The organism is Natranaeroarchaeum aerophilus (assembly GCF_023638055.1).
GTDB classification, from domain to species: domain Archaea; phylum Halobacteriota; class Halobacteria; order Halobacteriales; family Natronoarchaeaceae; genus Natranaeroarchaeum; species Natranaeroarchaeum aerophilum.
On sequence record NZ_JAKRVY010000006.1, the window covers coordinates 1 to 18,918 of the forward strand.

Genomic DNA, 18,918 nt, shown 5'->3' on the forward strand with positions numbered 1-18,918 from the left:
CATCCTCCTACAGGGGGGATTCTGAAATCGTGCTAGCTGGCCGTTCCGCTGGTGAGCAGTCCGATGGACTGCGATCCTCGTCAGAACTCGCTTCTGACGCTGGCACGCGGCTCACATTCGGGCGTGGCGTTCTTGCCTACGAACCCGATCAAGCTGAGGCGGCCACTGGTGGTGGGTCGGCTGTCATAGCGCCTGCTGTCGCCTTGCCCGAGTCGAATTCGGATAGTAGTGATGGATGCGGCCCAGTCGTCCAGCAGTGTACCCGTTTTGTACGGTGTACTACTGAAAGCTACTGAAAATTGGAACGGTAGTAGTTACTGCTGGCCAGTCGCTCGAACGCTCGTCTCGTGTGTGACCCGCTCCGAAGTACTCCGGATCTCGAACGACACTCCGAGTACGTGCGTCCCCCCCGCCCGCTCCTGTACGACGATCCCGCCGATCGCCTCACAGTCGCCGAACTGTCGATCCGGGCCGCTCGGGCAGTCGTCAGCCGCCCATGTCGCTGCATCGGTCTCGTCGTAAGCAATCTCATGCACGACTGATCGCTCCAGTTCGGAGACGCGGAGCGTCTCGACACGCGGTTCGAGGTCGTCTTCAAGTTCACCGACTGCCGACTCGCGCTCGTCCCAGTCGTACTGCTCGGGCACGGATGCCGTGGCGTCGTGGACACTCCGATCCAGCGCGCCCACAATGCGCTCGGGAGAGCCTTCCTCGCTGCGCGGGTCGATGTCCGGATGTGAACCGACCTGCAGGTATGCCAGCGCGCCGGTCGCCAGCGCAAACGCGATCACGGCCGCGGCCAGCAAGACAAGTTGTCCCCGTGCGTCCGGAGTGAGATCAGTCACGCATACCACACTCTGATCGTCACGTCCCCGTGCTCGGTCGGTACCGTTGCGCTACCGTAGGGAACGCCGCCGGGGCGTTCCATTCCGGCGATACCGTGGTCGGTTTCGATCTGATACAGCACGTTATCCGGGAGCAACTCGTCGAGCCGACGGTCGGCGTGCTCGTGCTCGCGCTCGAATGCGTCCTCGCTCCGGGCGAGTTCGGTAAGACGCGTCGCGTCCTGATGTCGGGGGGCTTCTCCCGAAAGAACTGTCGCCGTATCCTCCGCGTAGAGATCGAGCTGGGCTTGCTGGGTGTCCGGTGCGGGAACACCAAGGGCAAACGTCGAGACGACGGCGAATATCAGGATCACGCCGAGGCCCGCCTCGGCAACCGGAGTCGAGAGCTGTCCTCGGCCGTCACGCATCAACTGTCACCTCCAGTACAGCCGACCGTGTCCGAACCGGGAAGTACTCGATCCGGACGTCGCCCTCGGACAACTCCCCGTTCGCTTCGATCCCGAGTGTCGCCGTTTCCAGTGGCGAGACCGTTACCTCGTGTTCACCTGCGAGTCCGGATTCGTTGTGCAGTTCGACCCGTTCATCGATCCGAACAGTGGACACCGTCGTGTCGTCGTTCGGATCGAGCGTGAGAACGACTCGATCGGTACGGCGCGGTAGCGTCACGGCGGGGTCACCCGCCCCCGATAGCCCCGGCATCCGTGTGGCCGACTGTCGCTCTTCGACGAGTACGACTCGTCTGATTGTCGTGCCAGCAGTCGTATCTCCAGTCGTTGCGAGCGTCTCGTCGTCCAGTCGTACCGTAACGTCGTGCGCTTCGAGTCCTGTATGGCGGGTATCGATATCCTGTGACTCGAACTGGGCCACAGCGCTAGCGTTGAGGACGTTGTGGCGGGCGGAGAGCGAGGAGTCCGGATGCACCAGCGTCTCGGCAAGGCTCGCTGCGGTCGCCCGTTCGGTCGCATCCCGCTCCGCGTCGCCGAACGCACCATCTGCGATCGCGAGCCCGACACCCAGTGCGGCAGTAAGAACGACGACGGCAACCGCCAGTGCCACGAGGTTGGCCTGACCACGGGCTGGCGAGTCGCCCTGCATTATCGCTCACCCGTTTCGAGCCGTACCTCGATGGTATCATCCGACCGCTCGGCCGTGATGACGGGCTGCTCGTCGCTTCGCCACTCCCCCTCAACCGATGTGACCGATCGAGGCAAGACGATCGGTGCTTGCTCAGCAACATCCGAATGTGGGTGTTCGAGTACGATTTCACCGTTCTGGACGCGTATCCAGTAGGTCTCGCCCCGAATTGTAGTGGGGAGATCAACCTGCTGTTCCGTCCGGTTCGTGGCTGTACTCGACGGAACTGCCGTCTGTAGATCACCGCTCACGTCAGCGACCGTCCGATCCGCCACCTCCGTCGCGGCGGCTGTCCGGTACTCGGGGAGCACCCCAGCGTATAGCGTCGTCGTAAGCAGACCGATGTAGATGATCACGATCGAGGCTTCCAGTGCTTTGCCGACAACGGCCGACACCGCCCTATCAGCCATGGCTCACCTCCAGTCGCAGGTCGTGGGTGATCAAGTACGCCGTTCGATCCCCATCGACGCTGGCAACGACGCTCGTCTCGCTATCCCCGGCGAACTGGCGATCCGTTGTCTCGACCGTCGCACCGGTCTCCTCGAAATACCGTTCCCACGGACCTGGCGTCGACGTCTCGACGGCGATGCGGTAGCTGTCCGTACCGAGGTCGTGGCGCTCGTGTGAGACATCCGTTTCCAGTTGTACTGGCTGATCGGAGTTACCACCAATACCGATATGGCTCGCATTCAACTGTGCCGCGCTGATCACGATCGGGCCCTCCGATCGTTGATCGACAGTGATCGGTGGTTCGGTCCGGAACCACGCGTTTCCGGGCGCTCCGCGCACAACAGCGTCGCTGTGGTACGCCACACGCGTCTCTCCGGACTTGTAGACCAGTGCGTCGACCGGGACTGTCTCGATCGGACCGGTCTCGTTCAGCACGCGCAACTGTCGGGGCTCAATTCCGACCTGTCCGCTGGTGAACCGCACCTCTCCGATCCGATGACCCGTCGTCGATGTCGGCTGGAGGCTATCATCGAAACCGTCCGCGACGGTCGTCGCATCGGCGGCGTCCGCGTTCTCGTCAATAACCGCACCGATCCCGGCAGCCATCCCTCCGATACCGATAACAGTGATCGCAAGCAAGAGCGCGACGCCGATCACGTTGGATTGTCCGCGATCGTCCGATACTATCGGTGTCATACTATCCCGACCCCCGAAAACACCAGATATGCAACAAACACCAGTGCACCCGAGTGAAACAACCCTTCGTACAGGCCGCGGCTGGCCACACCGGCGAACCAGCCACACGCGAGCATCGTCGCCTGTGTCACGACGTAAAACCGGAACTGATCGCGCTCAGGGTCGATCGTCGAGGCGTCCATAGCGACGCCCGTGGTGGGCTCGGAAACTGCAGATAGCTGAGCAAACCCGTCGATGACATAGCTGTCTACCGCGACCATGATCCCGATAATTAACAACGCCGTCGTCCACCCGACCGTGACGTAAACCAGCATCGCGTTGCGGAGCGCTTGCTTCTCGTGATGCAGCCGACCAACCTCGGTCTGTAACGTCTCGAAGATATCCTCCGCATCGCCGCCCGCCTCCAGTGCGCCGGTCACGAGCCCGATCGTCTGCTCGGCCATCGGCGTCCCGATTCGATCGACGAACGAGTCGAGTGCGTCCGTTCGCAGATTTCCGTCTTTGGTCGTCAGGTTCGCGTTGAACGCGAGGGTTTTGACGTCATCGTCGAGCGCGCCGAGGTCGACATCGGCCGCGACACGCGCGACCGCTTCTGGAAACGGACGGCCGAGTTTGACGTGGCCCGAAACCGCATGGATGAAGTCCTTTATCTCCCGATCTTTCGCCTCGTTACGTCGTGCACGGCGCACTGCAACGATCCCAACCGGGACGGTCCACGAAACGTAGGTCAGCAACACGACATTAATCGGCGTTACGCGGCTCATATAGAGCGCCGCTCCGACCAGTACTGCGAGGGGGGCAAAGACGACCGATGCACTTGCCGGGTTCGAGCCTGCAGTAACGAAATGCCCGACGATATCCGGAGGACGATTATAACTGGGCTCGGCGTGATCGTGTGGGCGAACTTGCGAGACGAGCGCTGCGGCAACCAGTCCAGTAATGAGGACGAATCCGGCGCTCCCATAGATGAGGAGTTGCTGGCCAGTGACAGTCCCTATGGGAGCACCGATCGGATCGGAGAGCCCCGGCGAGAGAACGCTCAACACGGTGACAACGATGACGAGGAGTGCCGGTAGTACCAGCAACACGATGAACAGCTCCGCCAGTAGCTCCAGAAACGACTCGGCGCGGTCCCGGGCCCGGGATTGCTGATGCGATAGCATCCTGCTCTCCATCCGGAGATAACTCGTTAGCTCTTCGCCACCTTGCTCGGCGTGCTCCCGGAACTTCAGAACAAACGGGGCAAGGACGTTTCGGGACGGTGTATCACGGGCAACGATTCGTAGCCCTCGGTCAAGGCTTCCGGTCAACGCTGCCTTGTTCAACGCCTTCCGGAACGCGACTGCTGTCTGCCCGTAGGCGTCCCGGTTTGCGGCGACTTTCCGGAGCATGCCGCGTCGATTGTCACTCCCAGTTGAGAGCACTCGGAGATATCGGACTGCTCCGGGGAGCGTGTGATTGATCTCCGTCCGTCGTGCACTCGCTGTCCAGCGGAGGTACTGACCGCCGAGGTGGATGACCGCGTACTTCGCAACCGCTCCGGCGACGACTCCTAGCCCGACTGCGAGATACGGCCGTTGGATATTCGATAGTACAGAAATTAGCGGTACTGATCCCGCGCTCTCGATCGGGAACGACGAAACCGAGAGCATGACCAGCGTTGCACAGACAGAGACGATCACAAACGCGAGCCACGAGACAGCGTATACTCGCGAAAGATACACGCCGAAACTCGTACGGATATTGGTGCCGCGATAGTTTCGACGATCCGTATCGTGTCGGCGGCGATCCGCATGTCGGGAGAACAGTGCGTACAGGCCACGGTCGATTGTCGGAAGCCGCCGGGCACTCCGGGAACGACGCTCTGACTCCGATGCCGAACTACCCATTGGTATCCCCTACGGCATCGGCACTCGCTCGTTCGACGGTTGCGGCTTCGTTGGTACGGAGATCGGCGAGGAACTCGAACAGTTCGGTAAACTCGTCAACGCCGTCTTCTCGAAGATAGCGGACGTACCGGTGCTTTCGATGGAACTCCGCCTCGACGGCCGCAACCGGGCGATCGGATCTGTTGGCAATAGAATGGAATGTCCGGAGCCCACACTCTCGTGTATCTTCGGGGTCGGTAGACGCTGTACGTCCGGACGTGTCGCCGTCGAACCGTGAGTCGTTGAGGATCGGTTGCTGCCGGGCAGAGTGGTGTGGCCACTCCTCGGGCGGCCCATCGCTCGTCGTCTCCAGTTTCGGATGTGAATACTCGAAGGTGAACTCTCCCCGTTCGTTTCGACCCCCGATCCGGTTCCAGTGGACCTCCGTACCCTCCTTGTCGATGATACCACACTCACCGCCGACCTGCTCATACTCCTCAGGAGACAGAAACTCGATAACGGTACCGACGTATCGGTGTCCGCCAACGTGTTTTGGAAAAATGACGAGATCGATTTCGCGCAGCAGATACGGAGGAAGTCCCTGTTCGACGACCCGATTGACGAGCTTTTCGACGTTTTCGGCGTGAGTGGTTCCGATGATTCCATGGCCGGTATTCAATGATTCGGCAAACGTCTCAAAGCTCGCGGCGGTGTTGATCTCTGCGATCACTTCGACGTCCGGATTGAGATAGTTGCACTCGGTCATCAGGTCGGCCATCGTCACCTGCTTGTACTCGTTTTCGTGCTCTCGCGTGGTCAGCGAGACACCAGTCTCGTGTGGCAAGCGGACTTCGCGGGAGCCTTCGTCGATACTGATCGGCCGATCCCGGAAGTCGACAAACGGCATATGGGCGTTCATCAGGGTTGTTTTCCCAACGCCAGTTGCTCCGGAGAACAGAACGACGGAGTGCTGCTCGTATAGCATCCATAGCAATGCGACGAGTTCAGTCGAAATGCTGCCCTGCTCTATCAGGTCGATCGGTGTCATCGCTTCGGGTGCCTGTTTGCGAACCGAAATATGAGGACCGTCCTCGCTGATCACGCCGAGCGCAACTGCACAGCGGATCGTCACCTCGTCATCAACGCCATCGGGAGAGAGGTTCACTTTCGCGCTAGGATTCGAGGCGTTCAACTCGGTCCCGTCTGCGGCCGCCAACTGTGTAACGACATTAATAAAGCTCGTTTCGTCCTCGAACCGGAGGTTCGTTGGGATCCGGTCGCCGTGACCCACGTCGGCCCGCGGCACGACTTTGATCCGTTCGCCCACGCGGTTGGCCTCGATATCTTCGAGATGGCGGTCGCGGATCGGAACTGTAAGTTTCCCCTCACCGACATAGTCGCGGAGGACGTAGTAGATCATATCCGAAAGTCGGTCGTCGGAGTACCGGCTGTCGACCGGCGGGACTGCAAGGTCGTACTCAGCGAGCGCGCTCCGGGCACGAAAACGGACGGCGTCAGGCCATGCGCGTGTACGCCGCGCAGCCAGTAATCTGGAGAGGACCCGCCGGGCGCGGTCCCGAACGAACGATTCTCGGTCCTCAACGAAGCCATCGACGTTTGCCTCCCAGATCCGTTCTTTGCATTCCGCGACCAGTGCCTCGTCGTTCGGCAACAGATCGGGCTCCTGTACGGCGTACTTCGTCGTAAACGAGTCTCGCCCGAGGAGGTTCTCCCGATAAATTACGACCGGTATCTCGAACCCGCTGAACTCGACGTGATAGGTCGTGAGCCGTTCGCTGACGAACCGATCGATGTACTCCGGGCTCGGGGAAAATGGGGTTCCTGCAGGCGCGTAGTTTTCGGTGTGAACGACGAGTTGCTCACCCGAACTATCTGCTACCTCGATCCGCTCGTCCAGTGCGAGCGGCGTGAGATCTCCCAGACAACGGAGTTCACAGAGGATGTGATAGGAAAGACGGCGTCGTGCCGGAGTGGAACAGTCGAGTAATCGTCGAAGTACGTCACGATATTTCGGATCAAACCCCTGATCCATTCGTTCGATCGTTCCCTCCCTGGTCAGTGGACGGGCAAGGTTCGCATCCTCGAAATGTGATCGGACGGTTTCGAGCTGTTTCCGATCCGTCTCTGACAGTGACGGCTCTCGGATCTCGTACCTGAACTCGTTGTTGTGCTCCCGGATCGTTGCAACGACCCCGGGATGGATCTCGTACTGTTCCCGAACGTTCGGAGCGTACCACGCTTCCGAATCATCAGGCGATAGCGGCGGGGGGACGGCCCCCTCCGAGCGAGTCATAGACTCGGCGGGATCGGTCGTCAGCTCCAGCGATGCTCCCTCGTGCATAGGAATTCTATGCTCTTTTTTCTAACTTAAATTTTAGTATTTCAATAGTGCTTTCAAAGTAGGCAGAAAGTACGCTCCCGGCAGCACCAAGCACCCCCGTCACCAACATCTGGTTGTGCCACACGACCGAATCCATGCCAAGAAGCCAACACACGACATCGACCGTTGGTCCGTCGGAACGATCGAGCGGGTCATAGAACGAGACGGTCACTGTATCGTGGAGGTCCGTACTGAGGACAGCCAGACTGTCGAGCTCATCGTGACGTTCGCTATCCGAGACCTGTTCGTGAGCCGGCTGGCGATCGATGAGGGAGAATCTCCCGTCGGCGAGCGGGTCTGGTACCGGAAACGCGGAGGGTGAAACAAATACCTCGTTGATCCGGTTGACACTATCACGGGAAAGATTGTGGAACAATCGGTAACACCGGACTCCAGATGACTTTCGATGCTTGACTACAACGCCACCCACCAAATAATAACTTTGCAAGAATATATTGAAATAATACACGTTAACACAGCCGGTTTGTATGCACAACAGAGGGTACAACCTTCCACTACGCTATAGCACTGAATAAATCGAAGATCGGATTGTTGGGCATAAAATCGTAGCGCTGTATGGTGGTTAGTGTTTAGGATTTTGGGTTGTGCAAGGTGATCGACAGACTTCCTCGTTCTGGGCTAATAACGCGGTTATCGGGCTCAAAGCCTATGTTTTGACGGCTGGCTGGGACCGACCTTCGGTCGGCAGGAATAACGTATAATTTTCCCTCAAATCGCTGTAGAAGCACTCTACTTGTTTTCTGGCAATTCACGATATTGTCTCGTGATCTTCCCGACCGGGTCAAACTAACATGTGCTATAACTGTTAATTATTCAATCCTATATCTATAGTGAAACGTGAATTTGGTGTCCAGTATGCGTACCGGGTACTGGACTGGGGGCGGCTTGCAGCCTATTGGTGGCTGGTTTTCAGCTCGTGTGGACTGACTTCGATTGTCGTTCCGTCTGAAAACGAAACTGTTCTGTCTTCCTCGCCGGCGTTGTATGCGACGTACGTGCGCTCATCGTCCTCGCTGAAGACGGCTGCCAGGGGGGCATCAGCGGTAACCGTCGGATCGGGTGATCCAATCTCGCCCAGAGTAGCGATCCAGTGATAGGTGTGGGCTCGTGAGGTGCCGAACTCGGGATCGTACTCCTCACCGTCAGCGTCAAACTGTTCGATTGCGTCGTCCGGATCCGAGAGCGCTCGATACTTCCACATCACGTCTTCCCAGTACGAGAAGTTACCATCGACGGCATCCTCGACAGTTCGGTAGTTGGCATCAGCATACGATGTATTGAGTCCGAGATAGAGCGAGTGGCCGCCGACCGGCAACCAGTTGATGCCGTGAACTGGTTCGGGATTGTCAGTCCACCATGTCGTGTACGCGACACCGTTGTCCCAGACCATCGTCGCCTGGTCGAACTGCCAGTCCTCTAACTCCGGTAAGGAGTCGCCGTCCTCGTCGAACCAGTACTCACGAGCGCCGTTTACCTCCCGAGTGTACAGGAAGACGCCGAGGTCTCGAAGCTCCTCGTTGTCCGTGTACTCGCCCCACTGAATGATCGCCGCGTAGGCGTTGATCGCCTCAGAGCTTGATTCCTGGTTGTTCCCGAAGACACCCCCGGATGGACCGCCTGCCCACGAGTGGCCACTGTAGGGATCGAACGTTCGCAAGAACGGAAAGGTATCGTCGTCACGATCGGGGTTCGCATAGTCCCGGATCAACAGGTCTACCATCCCTCCCCACTCGGACTCACTGGCCCACTCCGGGTCAGTACGCGCAATTTCGGCTGCTGCACGAATATAGTAGCCGTAGTGGAAGTGATGGTCGTTCAGCAGTTCGGGCGCGCCGTGGAGAGCTGGATACGCGATCAGTGTGCCCCATAGCTCGTTATAATAGAAGACGCGAGAGTCGGCAAGTGAGCCGTCTTCGTCGGTTGCCTGAAACCAATCTTCGAGATATTCTTGCATCGCATCGAGGAGCTGCTGGGATCGGTCCGCGTCGTCGAGATGCTGTGCGATACCGATGAGATCACTCGTGCGGTTGAAGTTCTTCCCCGCCCAGTAGGCTCCCTCCCCATCGCCTTCGAGCCCGGGCCTGATGATCTGCCTGCTCGTCTCGTCGGCGAGATACGAAGCGAGACGCTCGTCGTCGTATCCACCGACATCCGGCAGATGGGGAAGGATACCGGGGTAGGTATGCGTGACGCGGTACGAACTGGTCTCGATCGTCTGCAGCGTCCCGCGTGGCGATTCGTACGTGTATCCGAGCGACTGTTCGTCGGTGTACTTGTGCTGATGTGGGAACATACCCGTGATCGTCCCCGATGCGTCGCCTTCCATCGCTTCTGTCTCGAACTGGTACGTCGTGTGGACCTCGCTCGCGTCTTCGTCGTACTTCCATTCGAGTTGTGTATCGACGACGTGAGCGTGAGCGTACTCACCAAACGTTTCGAGCGTGTCCTCATTCCCCTCGGGCAGCAACGCGATCGTCAGGTAATCGCCGTCGCCGAGCGACGAGGCAAACGTTTCGTCGCCATCGAACGACAACTCCGCATCGGAGGGGGCGTACAGCCCGTAGTGAGCATTGTCGACGCTGAGGCCGACTGTTGAGTCAGTATCTGCCCAGACGACTGGGTCAGCATCCGCTTCGTTGAATTCAATACTGATGTCGTCGCCGTTTGCGCGCAAGTACACGTACGGCGACCCTCGAACGAGCGTCGCATCGATCCGCCCGTTCGGGCTCTCCATCGCGAACGAGACTGACCAGTCCGTCCAGTCGGTCACGACGGACTCCTCGAACTCCGCCCCCTCGAAGCCGACGGTCGCCGCGAGCTCGATCGGACGCGTCGCGAAGTTCGGGCCGGCTGGTCCGTCCCCGACGTGCCAGTCACCCTGACCGCCGAATACGAACCCCTGCTCGCCAGTCGAACTCACGAGTGGGTGGCTCCAGAGAAACGCGTCGTTGTCGAGTAGGTGCCCCTCCCACATGAGCGCTCCCCACCAATTATTGGTCGGAAGGGGATCGCCTTGACGTTCCTCGCTGACATAGACCTCTGTGGGTGGCTGACCTCTATCGGCTGGTTTCGTCGTTCGGTAGCTGGCATTGCCAACTGACACAACGTCTTCATCACTTTCCTGCTCCGACTCTTCGTCGCCCGGTTCGCCGTTAGCGGACTCCTCGTCGCTTGGCTCGCCGTTGTCTGTCCCGTTACTCGAACAGCCCGCAATCGTAGCCGTTAGACCTGTAGCACTGGCTCCTAAGAGGTAACGGCGGCTGATGTATCTCTGCATCAATCAATATGTACATATACAGTTAATATAAATCATTCGGAATATCGGCATCGCCAACCCGACTGGCAGTGCAGTCACGTCAATCACACGAGCTAGTACCAAACCACGGAGGGCCGTGTATCTGAATACACCCCTGTATCCGAGAACAGAGACGGTGTTGCTGTCCAACCAAAGCGATAAAACAAAAAGCCGATACTCCCTACACAGTAGCAATGGACACTGCCGACTCATTCGGCGACCGTTTCTGGAAGCACGTCTGTGCATACAGACCCATCTGGTTTGGGGTACTCGCTGTGAATGTACTCCTTCTCAGTCTGGCGGCGTTCTCGTTCGCGTTTGGGTCCTTCGATGAGTATACCCGCGGAATTATGCTTTTTAATCTCCTCATCATTGGTTCGACGACCATCCTCTGTTTGTACGTTTTGCACCGTTGTAGTAACCGATGAGGCATGGCCAACTTCCACGGGGCCCTGTCTGGCTTCCGAGTGCCGAAACGTACTCTGTAGTCCCGTGCGCACAGCTATCAAGGAATCACTAATCGAGGAGCAATGTGTGAGGTGTCTATGAGATGTAATACCATAGAATTTTCCCATCCCGAGACAACGATCAGATATGGACCGCGAACACGTCAGGAAAGCGTTGAAGTACGCCGGACTAACCGAGTATCAGGCGGACGCGTATCTGACGTTGCTCGATCTGGGTGCGGCTCCAGCCGTCGAAATCGCACGGAAATGCTCTGTGCCATCCTCTCAAATATACGATGTCCTTCGGAATCTAGAGGAACGTGAGTATATCGAGACGATGGACCAGGAAAAGTTGTACGCGCAACCGGAGCCACCGGAAACGGTGTTCGATGATCTGGCGTCGCGGGGGGAGCTGTTGACGGACGCGGCTGACGACATCAAGGAACGGTATCGAGAGCCGGACACCGTCGATTATCGGATCAGTGTCACGAAACATCCCAAGAGCGCGGTCGAGCAGGCACTCGCCGGGATCGAAGATGCGGATACAGTCGTCGAAATCGCTGCGACCCCTGCCCAACTGCAACAGTTGCTCCCGGAACTGCAGGATGCCCGAGACAGGGGTGTTATCGTCAGGACGACGCTATACCTCCCGGATCACGGTGATATACCGATCGAGGACGAGATGCTCGAAGGGGCTGTCTCTGAACTTCGCGCGTGTTCGATCCCCGGCCCCTTCCTGGTTATTCTCGATCGACACCGGGTCTGTTTCGCCCCGAACAGTCGGTCCGACGAGACCTACGGGGTGTTGATCCACGATCGGATCCTTCCGTTCATTTTCCACTGGTACTTTCTGACCTGCCTCTGGAACCTGTATCCGACTGTGTATCGGGACGACCCGACAACGATAGCCTACGTAAGTCTCAAAGAATTCTTGCGGGATTTCTATTCGGTAGTACAGGCGGACGGTTTCGATGTAATTATCCAGGTCAGTGGTTCAGAGATCCGAACCAACTCCGATATCACCATCACTGGACGGGTGGAGTCGATGACCTACCCACAGCAACAGATAGACGAGCACCAACCGTCTCTCACCGAACTGGCGACCTATGCAACGATGGTCATCGATACCGGTGACGAGATGGTCAGTGTGGGCGGTTGGGCTGCGGTCTTCGAGGATATCAATGCGCGACGGGTCGACGTCCTCAACATCGAGTACAGCGGTTGAGAACGAGCAGCCCCGCGGAGGGACCGACTCTCGATCCGAACGCTGAATCGCTCCTGCAGCAGCGCTATTCGATTTCGAGAGTGCGAGTCATCTCACTGCACGACAATTCGACGCGACCCGGTTCGAGCACCGACTCCCCATCCGGCCTGACGACCGTGAATTGCTCTGCGTCGACCTCCAGCGAGGTTGTTTGTTCTTCGCCGGGGGCCAGCTCGACGCGGTCGAATCCGACCAGTTGCTTGGCCGGGGTAACGACGGAACTCACCGGCCGGCTGGCGAAGACGTGGACTGCCGTCGCGCCGGCCTGATCACCGGTGTTCGCGAGCGTGACATCGACCGTGACCGTGCTGTCGCTGCTGACGGTAGCGATGTCAGTTTCGAGCGACCGGTACTCGAACTCCGTGTAGGAGAGTCCGTGTCCGAACGCCCAGAGCGGATCGTACGAGGACTCGTGTTCGTCAGCGCCGATTGGCGTTGGCCCGGGAAGGTAGTTGTGCCGTACCGGAAGATGGCCGGTCGACCGGGGAACCGACACCGGTAACGAGCCGCTCGGATTGATCTCTCCGAAGACTGTTTCTGCCACTGCACGGCCACCCGCACTACCGGGATAGTACGCCTGGACGATCGCGGGGACGTGTTCGGCTGCCCAGGAGATCGAGAGCGGCCGACCGGCGATCATAACGAGAGCGACGGGAGTCCCCGTCTCGACGATCGCTTCGAGCAGTTCACGCTGGGCGGACGGTAAGGAGAGCGAAGTCCGTTTCGGGAACTCTCCTGTCGGCCCGGTAACATCCTGTGGTCCGAATTCGTGGAGGTACCAGTTCTCACCGAGAACGACAACCGCAGCGTCGGCGTCCGCAGCAGTGGCCGCGGCCGCTTCGATGTCATCTTCCGCTCGGATTCCCGAGCCGCGTTCGTACGTTACCGTCGTGTCATCGGAGACGATGGATTCGACGCCGTCGAGTACCGTCTCACCCTCGAGGCCCTCATCGGGTTTGAGACTCCATCCGCCGACCTGGTGTGAAAGTTCGTCGGCGTTGGGGCCGGTTACGAGCACCTCGTCGAGATCCGTCGAGAAGGGGAGTGTCTCCTCCTCGTTTCGCAGCAGGGTCATCGACTGACGGGCCGCCTCGAGATTGACATCCTGGTGTTCTTCACGCCCGAGCGTTGTCGCCACCTGGTCGACATCAACGTACGGATCCTCGAAGAGTCCAAGGTCGTCTTTGAGGGTAAGGATACGACGGACAGCCTCGTCGACGAGCGCCTCGTCGATTTCACCGGATTTGACGAGGTCGACGACGTGTTCGACATGTTCGCCCTCGCCGAGCGAGTGTACGTCGACGCCTCCTTCGATCGACTGTTTGATCGATCCGCGGCGATCACTTGAAACGCCATGGTGCTCGTGCAGCATGTTCACCCCGTTCCAGTCCGAGGCGACGTAGCCGTCGAAATCCATCTCGTCGCGAAGAACGTCCCGAAGGAAATGCGAGGATGCGTGAGAGGGTACACCGTTGATCGAGTTGTAACTCGGCATCACCGCATCGATCCCGGCGTCGAGGACGGGCTCGAACGCGCGAAGGAAATCACGCCGGATCGAAGACCGTGATTTATCGACCGGCGCTGCGTCCTCGCCCCGACTGGGGTCGCCGTATGCCGGGAAGTGTTTTGCCATGGCCGCGACCGGCTCGCTTGCTGTGGACACGCCACGGGCTTTCGCCGCGGCGAACTCACCACACAGATACGGCGACTCGCCGAAGCTCTCGAACGTTCGGCCCCAGCGTGGGTCCAGTGCGACATCACAGGTTGGCCCGTACGTGACTTTCCCACCAGTCGCTGCCACTTCAGTCGCCGTCAGCTCCCCAACCTCAGTAGCAAGTTCTCGGTTTCGTGTGGCCGCCAGCCCAGCATTGTGCGGAAGGATCGTCGCCTGCTGAAGGTAGGCGTTCCCGTGAATCGCGTCGACCGGCACAGCCAGCGGGATACCATGCTCCGTCTCCTCGACAGCGATCCGCTGGAGTCGGTTTACGGTTTCAGCAGCTTCAACTGGGTCTCTGATCGGCGAAGCACCGTAGCCAAACGGCGTTGCAAATCCGAGCCCATACTCTCGCATCAGCTCAACGACATCCTCTACGGTGCGCGTTTCACCCATTGTTCCGACGTACGTTCCCGCAAGCTGTCCGGCTTTTTCTCGGAGGCTGAGCTGATCGAGCTTCTCCTCGATATCGATACTGTTTCGCTTCTGTCTGGTTTGGGTATTGGTATCCATTGTGTTGTTACCGTATGTAGTGTTCGCAAGGCTGTACGTCGCGTCGGGGGGCACGGATTGTATCCGGCCCCCGCCCGACATCCGAAGCGACGTGATTATCGGTCAAGGCTGGCACCCTCCAGCGGTTCCGCATTCCAGTACTCGCTGTGCTCGTCGACGCGATAGCACGCAGTGCGATGCTCCGGGACGTCAGTCGATCGGCTCTTCGGTGCGTTGTCACGACAGTGCGCGGTCGCGTGCGGACATCGCGTGTGGAACCGGCATCCCGAGGGCGGATCCACGGGGTCCGGAATGTCAATCGTCCGAACCGGCGGCTCCGTCGCATCCGTGATCTCGAGAGACGGCGTCGCCCACCGCAACACCTTGGTATAGGGGTGTTGTGGGTTCTGCAGGACCTCCTCTGCGGGTCCGAACTCGACGAGTTCGCCGAGATACATCACGCCGAGATACCCATCCGCATGCTCGGCCACGTAACGCGCGTTCGAGAGGTCGTGACTGATGAACAGGTACGACGTATCGAACGAGTCCTGCAGATCCAACATGAGATCCATCATCTCCACGCGCAAGGAGACATCGAGCGCCGACACGGCCTCGTCGGCGAGTATGAGATCGGGGTTCATCAGCAGGGCCCGGATGAGAGCGACACGCTGGGTTTCGCCGCCGGACAGCTGATGTGGGTATCGCTCCGCGTAGTCGTGTGGGGGCGACATCCCGACTTTTTCGAGCATGGCGAGGATCCGGGCTTCTCTGTCTTCCGGTCCGAGGCTCGTTTGCCACTTCTTCAGGGGCTGTTCCAGGGACGATCGAACCGATTTGTGGGGGTTCAACGACGACTCCGGATCCTGATGGATGATCTGGAGCGAGCGACGGATCTCGGAAAACGGAATATCCGGATTCGAGAAACGTTTCTGTGCTTTCCAGATGTCCTGTCCCCGATAGCTGATCGTTCCGTTCGTCGGCTTCTGGAGTCCAACCGCGGCCTTCCCGAGCGTCGTCTTTCCGCTGCCGGATTCCCCAACGATGGCGATAACATCGTTTTCGGCGATTTCGAGATCGACGTCGTCGACAGCCCGAACCGTCTGTGGATCTTTGAATGGGTTGAGGCTGCCGCTTTCGGACTCGAAGTGGACGTCCACACCGGACAGCGAGACGACCGTCTCGTCGGAGCTCATTGGTCGACCTCCGTGGTCAGCGGGATCTCGTCGACGTCTTCCCAGTGGTGACAGGCGACCTCCTGAGTCTCGCTAATCCGCTCGAACGACGGTGGATCGCGTTCACACTTGGAAGTGGCCAGCGGGCACCGCTCGTGGTAGGAACAGCCCGCCGGGACGTTCACCGGGTCGGGTGCGGAGCCCTCGATCGGGCGCATCTCTTCGAGTGGCGCATCGAGGTTTGGCGTCGCATTCAATAGCGCTCGTGTGTATGGGTGTGCGGGATCCCGGAGAATCGACTCCGTGTCCGCAAGCTCCACGAGCTCGAAGGCGTACAGGACGCCGATCCGGTCCGCGAGCTTCGTGACCAGCGGCAGATCGTGGGTGATAAACACCATCGTCAGATCGTACTTGTCACGGATCTCCGATAGCAGGCTCACGATCGAGCGCTGCATAAGCAGATCGAGTGCTGCTGTTGGCTCGTCCATCACGAGCACCTCCGGCTCCAGCACGAGTGCCAGCGCGATCAGCGCCCGCTGTTTCATCCCGCCGGACAGCTCGTGTGGATACGAGTCCAGCACTCTGTCTGGATCGAGATACAGATCGCTCAGCACGTTTGCCGCGCGCTCCATCCCCGAGTCGACGGCGTACCCGTGCGCTTCGAGGGTCTCCTCGAAGTGTTCGCGCATCGCCATCGTCGGATTAAACGAGGAGAGCGCCCCCTGGAACACCATCGAGATCTGCTCCCAGCGGAACTCCCGGAGCTCCTCCTCGGGGAGGTCGAGCACGTCGACTTCCTCACCGTCCGTCGTCCGATAGGTTACCTCGCCAGTAGTGACGCCAGGCTCGACGACCGCATCGAGCAACGAGGAGGCAAGCATCGACTTCCCAGATCCGGATTCACCGACGATCCCGATGATCTCGCCTCGCTGGATGTCGAGATCAACGTCGTCGATTACCCGCGATCTCCCGCGGTCCATCTCGAAATAAACGTTCAGATCGCGAATCTCAAGGATCGGGTCTGGGCTACCGGTCGTCTGGTCGAGTTCTTCCTGTTTGCTCATGCGTGATCACCTGTGGGTGCCGATGCTGCTCCGTCCTCGTCGTCGGTCTTCGTCGTCGTCGAGTGTCGAGCGCGGACACGTGGATTGAACATCCGGTCTGTACCCTGTGAGAACATGATTAGCCCGAACGAAAGCAGGGTAATCGTGATCAGCGGGGCGAACAGCCAGTGTGCTGCCGCCATCGACTGGAGCCCACCGCCCTGGTAGGCCAGATCGATCATAACGCCCCAGTTGACGACGCCGTCGTAGGGGAGCACACCGATGAAGTACAGACCAACGGATGCGAAGATGACGTTTCGTGCCGCGTTGACGAAGTTGATCAGCACGTACGGCATGATGTTCGGTAGAATGTCACGTCGTGAGATCGATGCCGTCGACATCCCCATTGCTTTCGATGCTTCGACGTAAGGGCTCCTCCGGATCGTCAGGACTTGTGATCGAATGGCCCGTGCTAGACCAGCCCATGCGTTGATCGTCAGGATCACGCCGATTACGATTGGGTTTGTTGGTGTCAGCACTGCGGCCAGAATCACGACGAGTGGCAGTCCAGGGATCGTCATCACAATATCAGTAACTGCCATGATCGATCGATCCGTACTTCCGCCGAGATAGCCCGAAGTTGTCCCGACAACGGTCGCCATCACCGTAACGAACAGCCCGCCTGAAAGGATCATCAACAGCATGTTCGGTGTGGCGTGGACGATCTGTCCGAGAACATCACGCCCAACGGCGTCCGTTCCAAGCGGGTGTGCGAGACTCTGAAACGCCGGTTCGAGACGTTCTCCCTGGTTGGTTCGCGGTTCGTCGACGATACGCGTGCCGATCACGCCCATCGCGACGAACAGAGAGATAATTACGATACCGACGCGAGCCCGCATATCTGCCCAGACGATTCGAGCTGGAGCAAGAAGGCTACGCTCAATGGTGAGTGCCCACCGCTCGCGTCTGTCCAGTGTTTCGTCAGCGACCGTTTCGATTGCCTCGGTGCTCTCCAGCAGGTCGACCGAGTCAGTTCGATTGCTCATTGTGAATCACCTACGCTGGCGCGTGGATCGATCATGCCGTACGTGAGGTCTGCAACGTACACGCCGAGCGCGACGGTGATCGTAATGATCAGGAACACACCCATCATCAGTGGATAATCGCGTAGCTGCAGTGCTTCGATCATGTAGTAGCCCATTCCCGGATACGCGAACACCTGCTCGATAATGATCGATCCGCCGAGTAGGAACCCAATCGTGATCAGCATTGACGTGTACATCGGAAGGATCGCGTTGCGACCGACATACCGTAACGCGATCCGTCGCTGTGGGAGCCCACGGAGACGAGCGACACGGAGATAGTCCTCGCCGAGCACCTGGATGCTGTTCCCACGCATCCCGAGTGCCCAGCCGCCCCAGGCGACGAACACAATCGACGTGATCGGCAACGCGGCGTGGTAGAGAGCGTCACCGAAGAACGTCAACGTCTCCACCGGTGCAAGCGGATTGACAGTCGGCTCGGTCGTGCTGGAGAATCGTCCTCCAGTCGGGAAGACGCCCAGTTGGTACGAGAGTCCCCAGAGGAAGATCAGCCCGTAGATGTAATCGGGAATGGAGTTCATCAGGATCGCCAGGACAGTCGAGTTGGTATCGAATTTCGTTCCCTCGCGGTAGGCCATGATGGCACCAGCCGAGATCCCGATCACGAACGCGAACGCCACAGCGGTTCCGATCATGAAGATCGTCCACGGAGCTGCGCTCGCGATGATTTCGGTGACCGGCGCCCCCTGTGAAATTGACTGCCCCATGTCTCCACGGAGTAGTGCAGCAACGTAGGAGACATACTGCTCGTGGAGCGGGGCGTCGGGCATGACGTTCAGTTGGGCCTCGACTCGCCGGTTGATCTGGTCGGTACTCATCTCAGGGTTGTTCTGGATGAGATCAGCCCGTATTGCATCCGCAGGTCCGCCTGGAAGTCCCCGAATCAAAAAAAACGTCAGCGACATCACTGCAAAGATGGTGACCACCAGTTGCCCGGTGCGTTCCACGAGATATCGTTTCATACGTTACTTGGA

General features: G+C 59.1%; 15 protein-coding genes. 2 read left to right on the forward strand and 13 right to left on the reverse strand.

The genetic code is table 11. The features are described 5' to 3' along the window. Nucleotides 1-314 precede the first annotated feature (314 nt). Genes AArcSt11_RS10965 through AArcSt11_RS10995 form a run of 7 tightly spaced genes read right to left on the reverse strand, consistent with a single transcriptional unit; the run spans nt 315 to nt 7,355 of the window. Nucleotides 315-845 carry a DUF7261 family protein gene (locus AArcSt11_RS10965; RefSeq protein WP_250597050.1) on the reverse strand — a complete coding sequence of 177 codons (531 nt, stop codon included), beginning with the start codon at nt 843-845 and terminating at the stop codon, nt 315-317. Further along, the gene (locus tag AArcSt11_RS10970; RefSeq protein ID WP_250597051.1) at nt 842-1,252 is read right to left on the reverse strand and encodes a DUF7262 family protein; all 411 of its coding nucleotides are present in this window, start codon (nt 1,250-1,252) and stop codon (nt 842-844) included. The genes AArcSt11_RS10965 and AArcSt11_RS10970 overlap by 4 nt, the downstream gene beginning before the upstream one ends. Continuing rightward, nucleotides 1,245-1,940: a DUF7263 family protein gene (locus AArcSt11_RS10975; RefSeq protein WP_250597052.1), complete on the reverse strand. Its 696-nt coding sequence runs from the start codon at nt 1,938-1,940 to the stop codon at nt 1,245-1,247. Before AArcSt11_RS10975 ends, AArcSt11_RS10970 begins: the two co-directional genes overlap by 8 nt. Continuing rightward, complete coding sequence (locus AArcSt11_RS10980; protein ID WP_250597053.1) at nt 1,940-2,389, reverse strand: DUF7266 family protein; 450 nt, start codon at nt 2,387-2,389, stop codon at nt 1,940-1,942. Before AArcSt11_RS10980 ends, AArcSt11_RS10975 begins: the two co-directional genes overlap by 1 nt. After that, on the reverse strand, nt 2,382-3,125 hold the full coding sequence (locus AArcSt11_RS10985; RefSeq protein ID WP_250597054.1) for a DUF7289 family protein: 744 nt from the start codon (nt 3,123-3,125) through the stop codon (nt 2,382-2,384). The genes AArcSt11_RS10980 and AArcSt11_RS10985 overlap by 8 nt, the downstream gene beginning before the upstream one ends. Further along, on the reverse strand, nt 3,122-5,014 hold the full coding sequence (locus AArcSt11_RS10990) for a type II secretion system F family protein (RefSeq protein ID WP_254714821.1): 1,893 nt from the start codon (nt 5,012-5,014) through the stop codon (nt 3,122-3,124). Before AArcSt11_RS10990 ends, AArcSt11_RS10985 begins: the two co-directional genes overlap by 4 nt. Beyond that, nucleotides 5,007-7,355 carry a type II/IV secretion system ATPase subunit gene (locus tag AArcSt11_RS10995; protein ID WP_434803500.1) on the reverse strand — a complete coding sequence of 783 codons (2,349 nt, stop codon included), beginning with the start codon at nt 7,353-7,355 and terminating at the stop codon, nt 5,007-5,009. The genes AArcSt11_RS10990 and AArcSt11_RS10995 overlap by 8 nt, the downstream gene beginning before the upstream one ends. Nucleotides 7,356-7,470: 115 nt before the next feature. On the opposite strand from AArcSt11_RS10995, the gene AArcSt11_RS11000 reads away from it, so the two are divergent. After that, complete coding sequence (locus AArcSt11_RS11000; protein ID WP_250597058.1) at nt 7,471-7,716, forward strand: DUF7861 family protein; 246 nt, start codon at nt 7,471-7,473, stop codon at nt 7,714-7,716. 591 nt (nt 7,717-8,307) lie between these two features. On the opposite strand, the gene AArcSt11_RS11005 is transcribed toward AArcSt11_RS11000, so the two are convergent. After that, nucleotides 8,308-10,692: a glycosyl hydrolase gene (locus tag AArcSt11_RS11005; protein WP_250597060.1), complete on the reverse strand. Its 2,385-nt coding sequence runs from the start codon at nt 10,690-10,692 to the stop codon at nt 8,308-8,310. Between the two features lie 612 nt (nt 10,693-11,304). On the opposite strand from AArcSt11_RS11005, the gene AArcSt11_RS11010 reads away from it, so the two are divergent. Continuing rightward, on the forward strand, nt 11,305-12,381 hold the full coding sequence (locus AArcSt11_RS11010; RefSeq protein ID WP_250597063.1) for a TrmB family transcriptional regulator: 1,077 nt from the start codon (nt 11,305-11,307) through the stop codon (nt 12,379-12,381). Nucleotides 12,382-12,445: 64 nt separating this feature from the next. On the opposite strand, the gene AArcSt11_RS11015 is transcribed toward AArcSt11_RS11010, so the two are convergent. From AArcSt11_RS11015 to AArcSt11_RS11035, 5 genes are all read right to left on the reverse strand, one after another. Beyond that, nucleotides 12,446-14,647 carry a glycoside hydrolase family 3 N-terminal domain-containing protein gene (locus tag AArcSt11_RS11015; RefSeq protein ID WP_250597065.1) on the reverse strand — a complete coding sequence of 734 codons (2,202 nt, stop codon included), beginning with the start codon at nt 14,645-14,647 and terminating at the stop codon, nt 12,446-12,448. Between the two features lie 95 nt (nt 14,648-14,742). Then, nucleotides 14,743-15,819, reverse strand: coding sequence for an oligopeptide/dipeptide ABC transporter ATP-binding protein (locus AArcSt11_RS11020; RefSeq protein WP_250597067.1), 1,077 nt, complete (start codon nt 15,817-15,819; stop codon nt 14,743-14,745). After that, nucleotides 15,816-16,862, reverse strand: a complete 1,047-nt coding sequence (locus AArcSt11_RS11025) for an ABC transporter ATP-binding protein (RefSeq protein ID WP_250597069.1) — start codon at nt 16,860-16,862, stop codon at nt 15,816-15,818. Before AArcSt11_RS11025 ends, AArcSt11_RS11020 begins: the two co-directional genes overlap by 4 nt. Continuing rightward, nucleotides 16,859-17,887 (reverse strand): ABC transporter permease, encoded by a 1,029-nt coding sequence (locus AArcSt11_RS11030; protein WP_250597071.1) that lies wholly within the window; start codon nt 17,885-17,887, stop codon nt 16,859-16,861. Before AArcSt11_RS11030 ends, AArcSt11_RS11025 begins: the two co-directional genes overlap by 4 nt. Further along, a complete protein-coding gene (locus tag AArcSt11_RS11035; RefSeq protein ID WP_250597072.1) occupies nt 17,884-18,906 on the reverse strand; it encodes an ABC transporter permease in 1,023 nt (340 codons plus the stop codon). The genes AArcSt11_RS11030 and AArcSt11_RS11035 overlap by 4 nt, the downstream gene beginning before the upstream one ends. Nucleotides 18,907-18,918 lie beyond the last annotated feature (12 nt).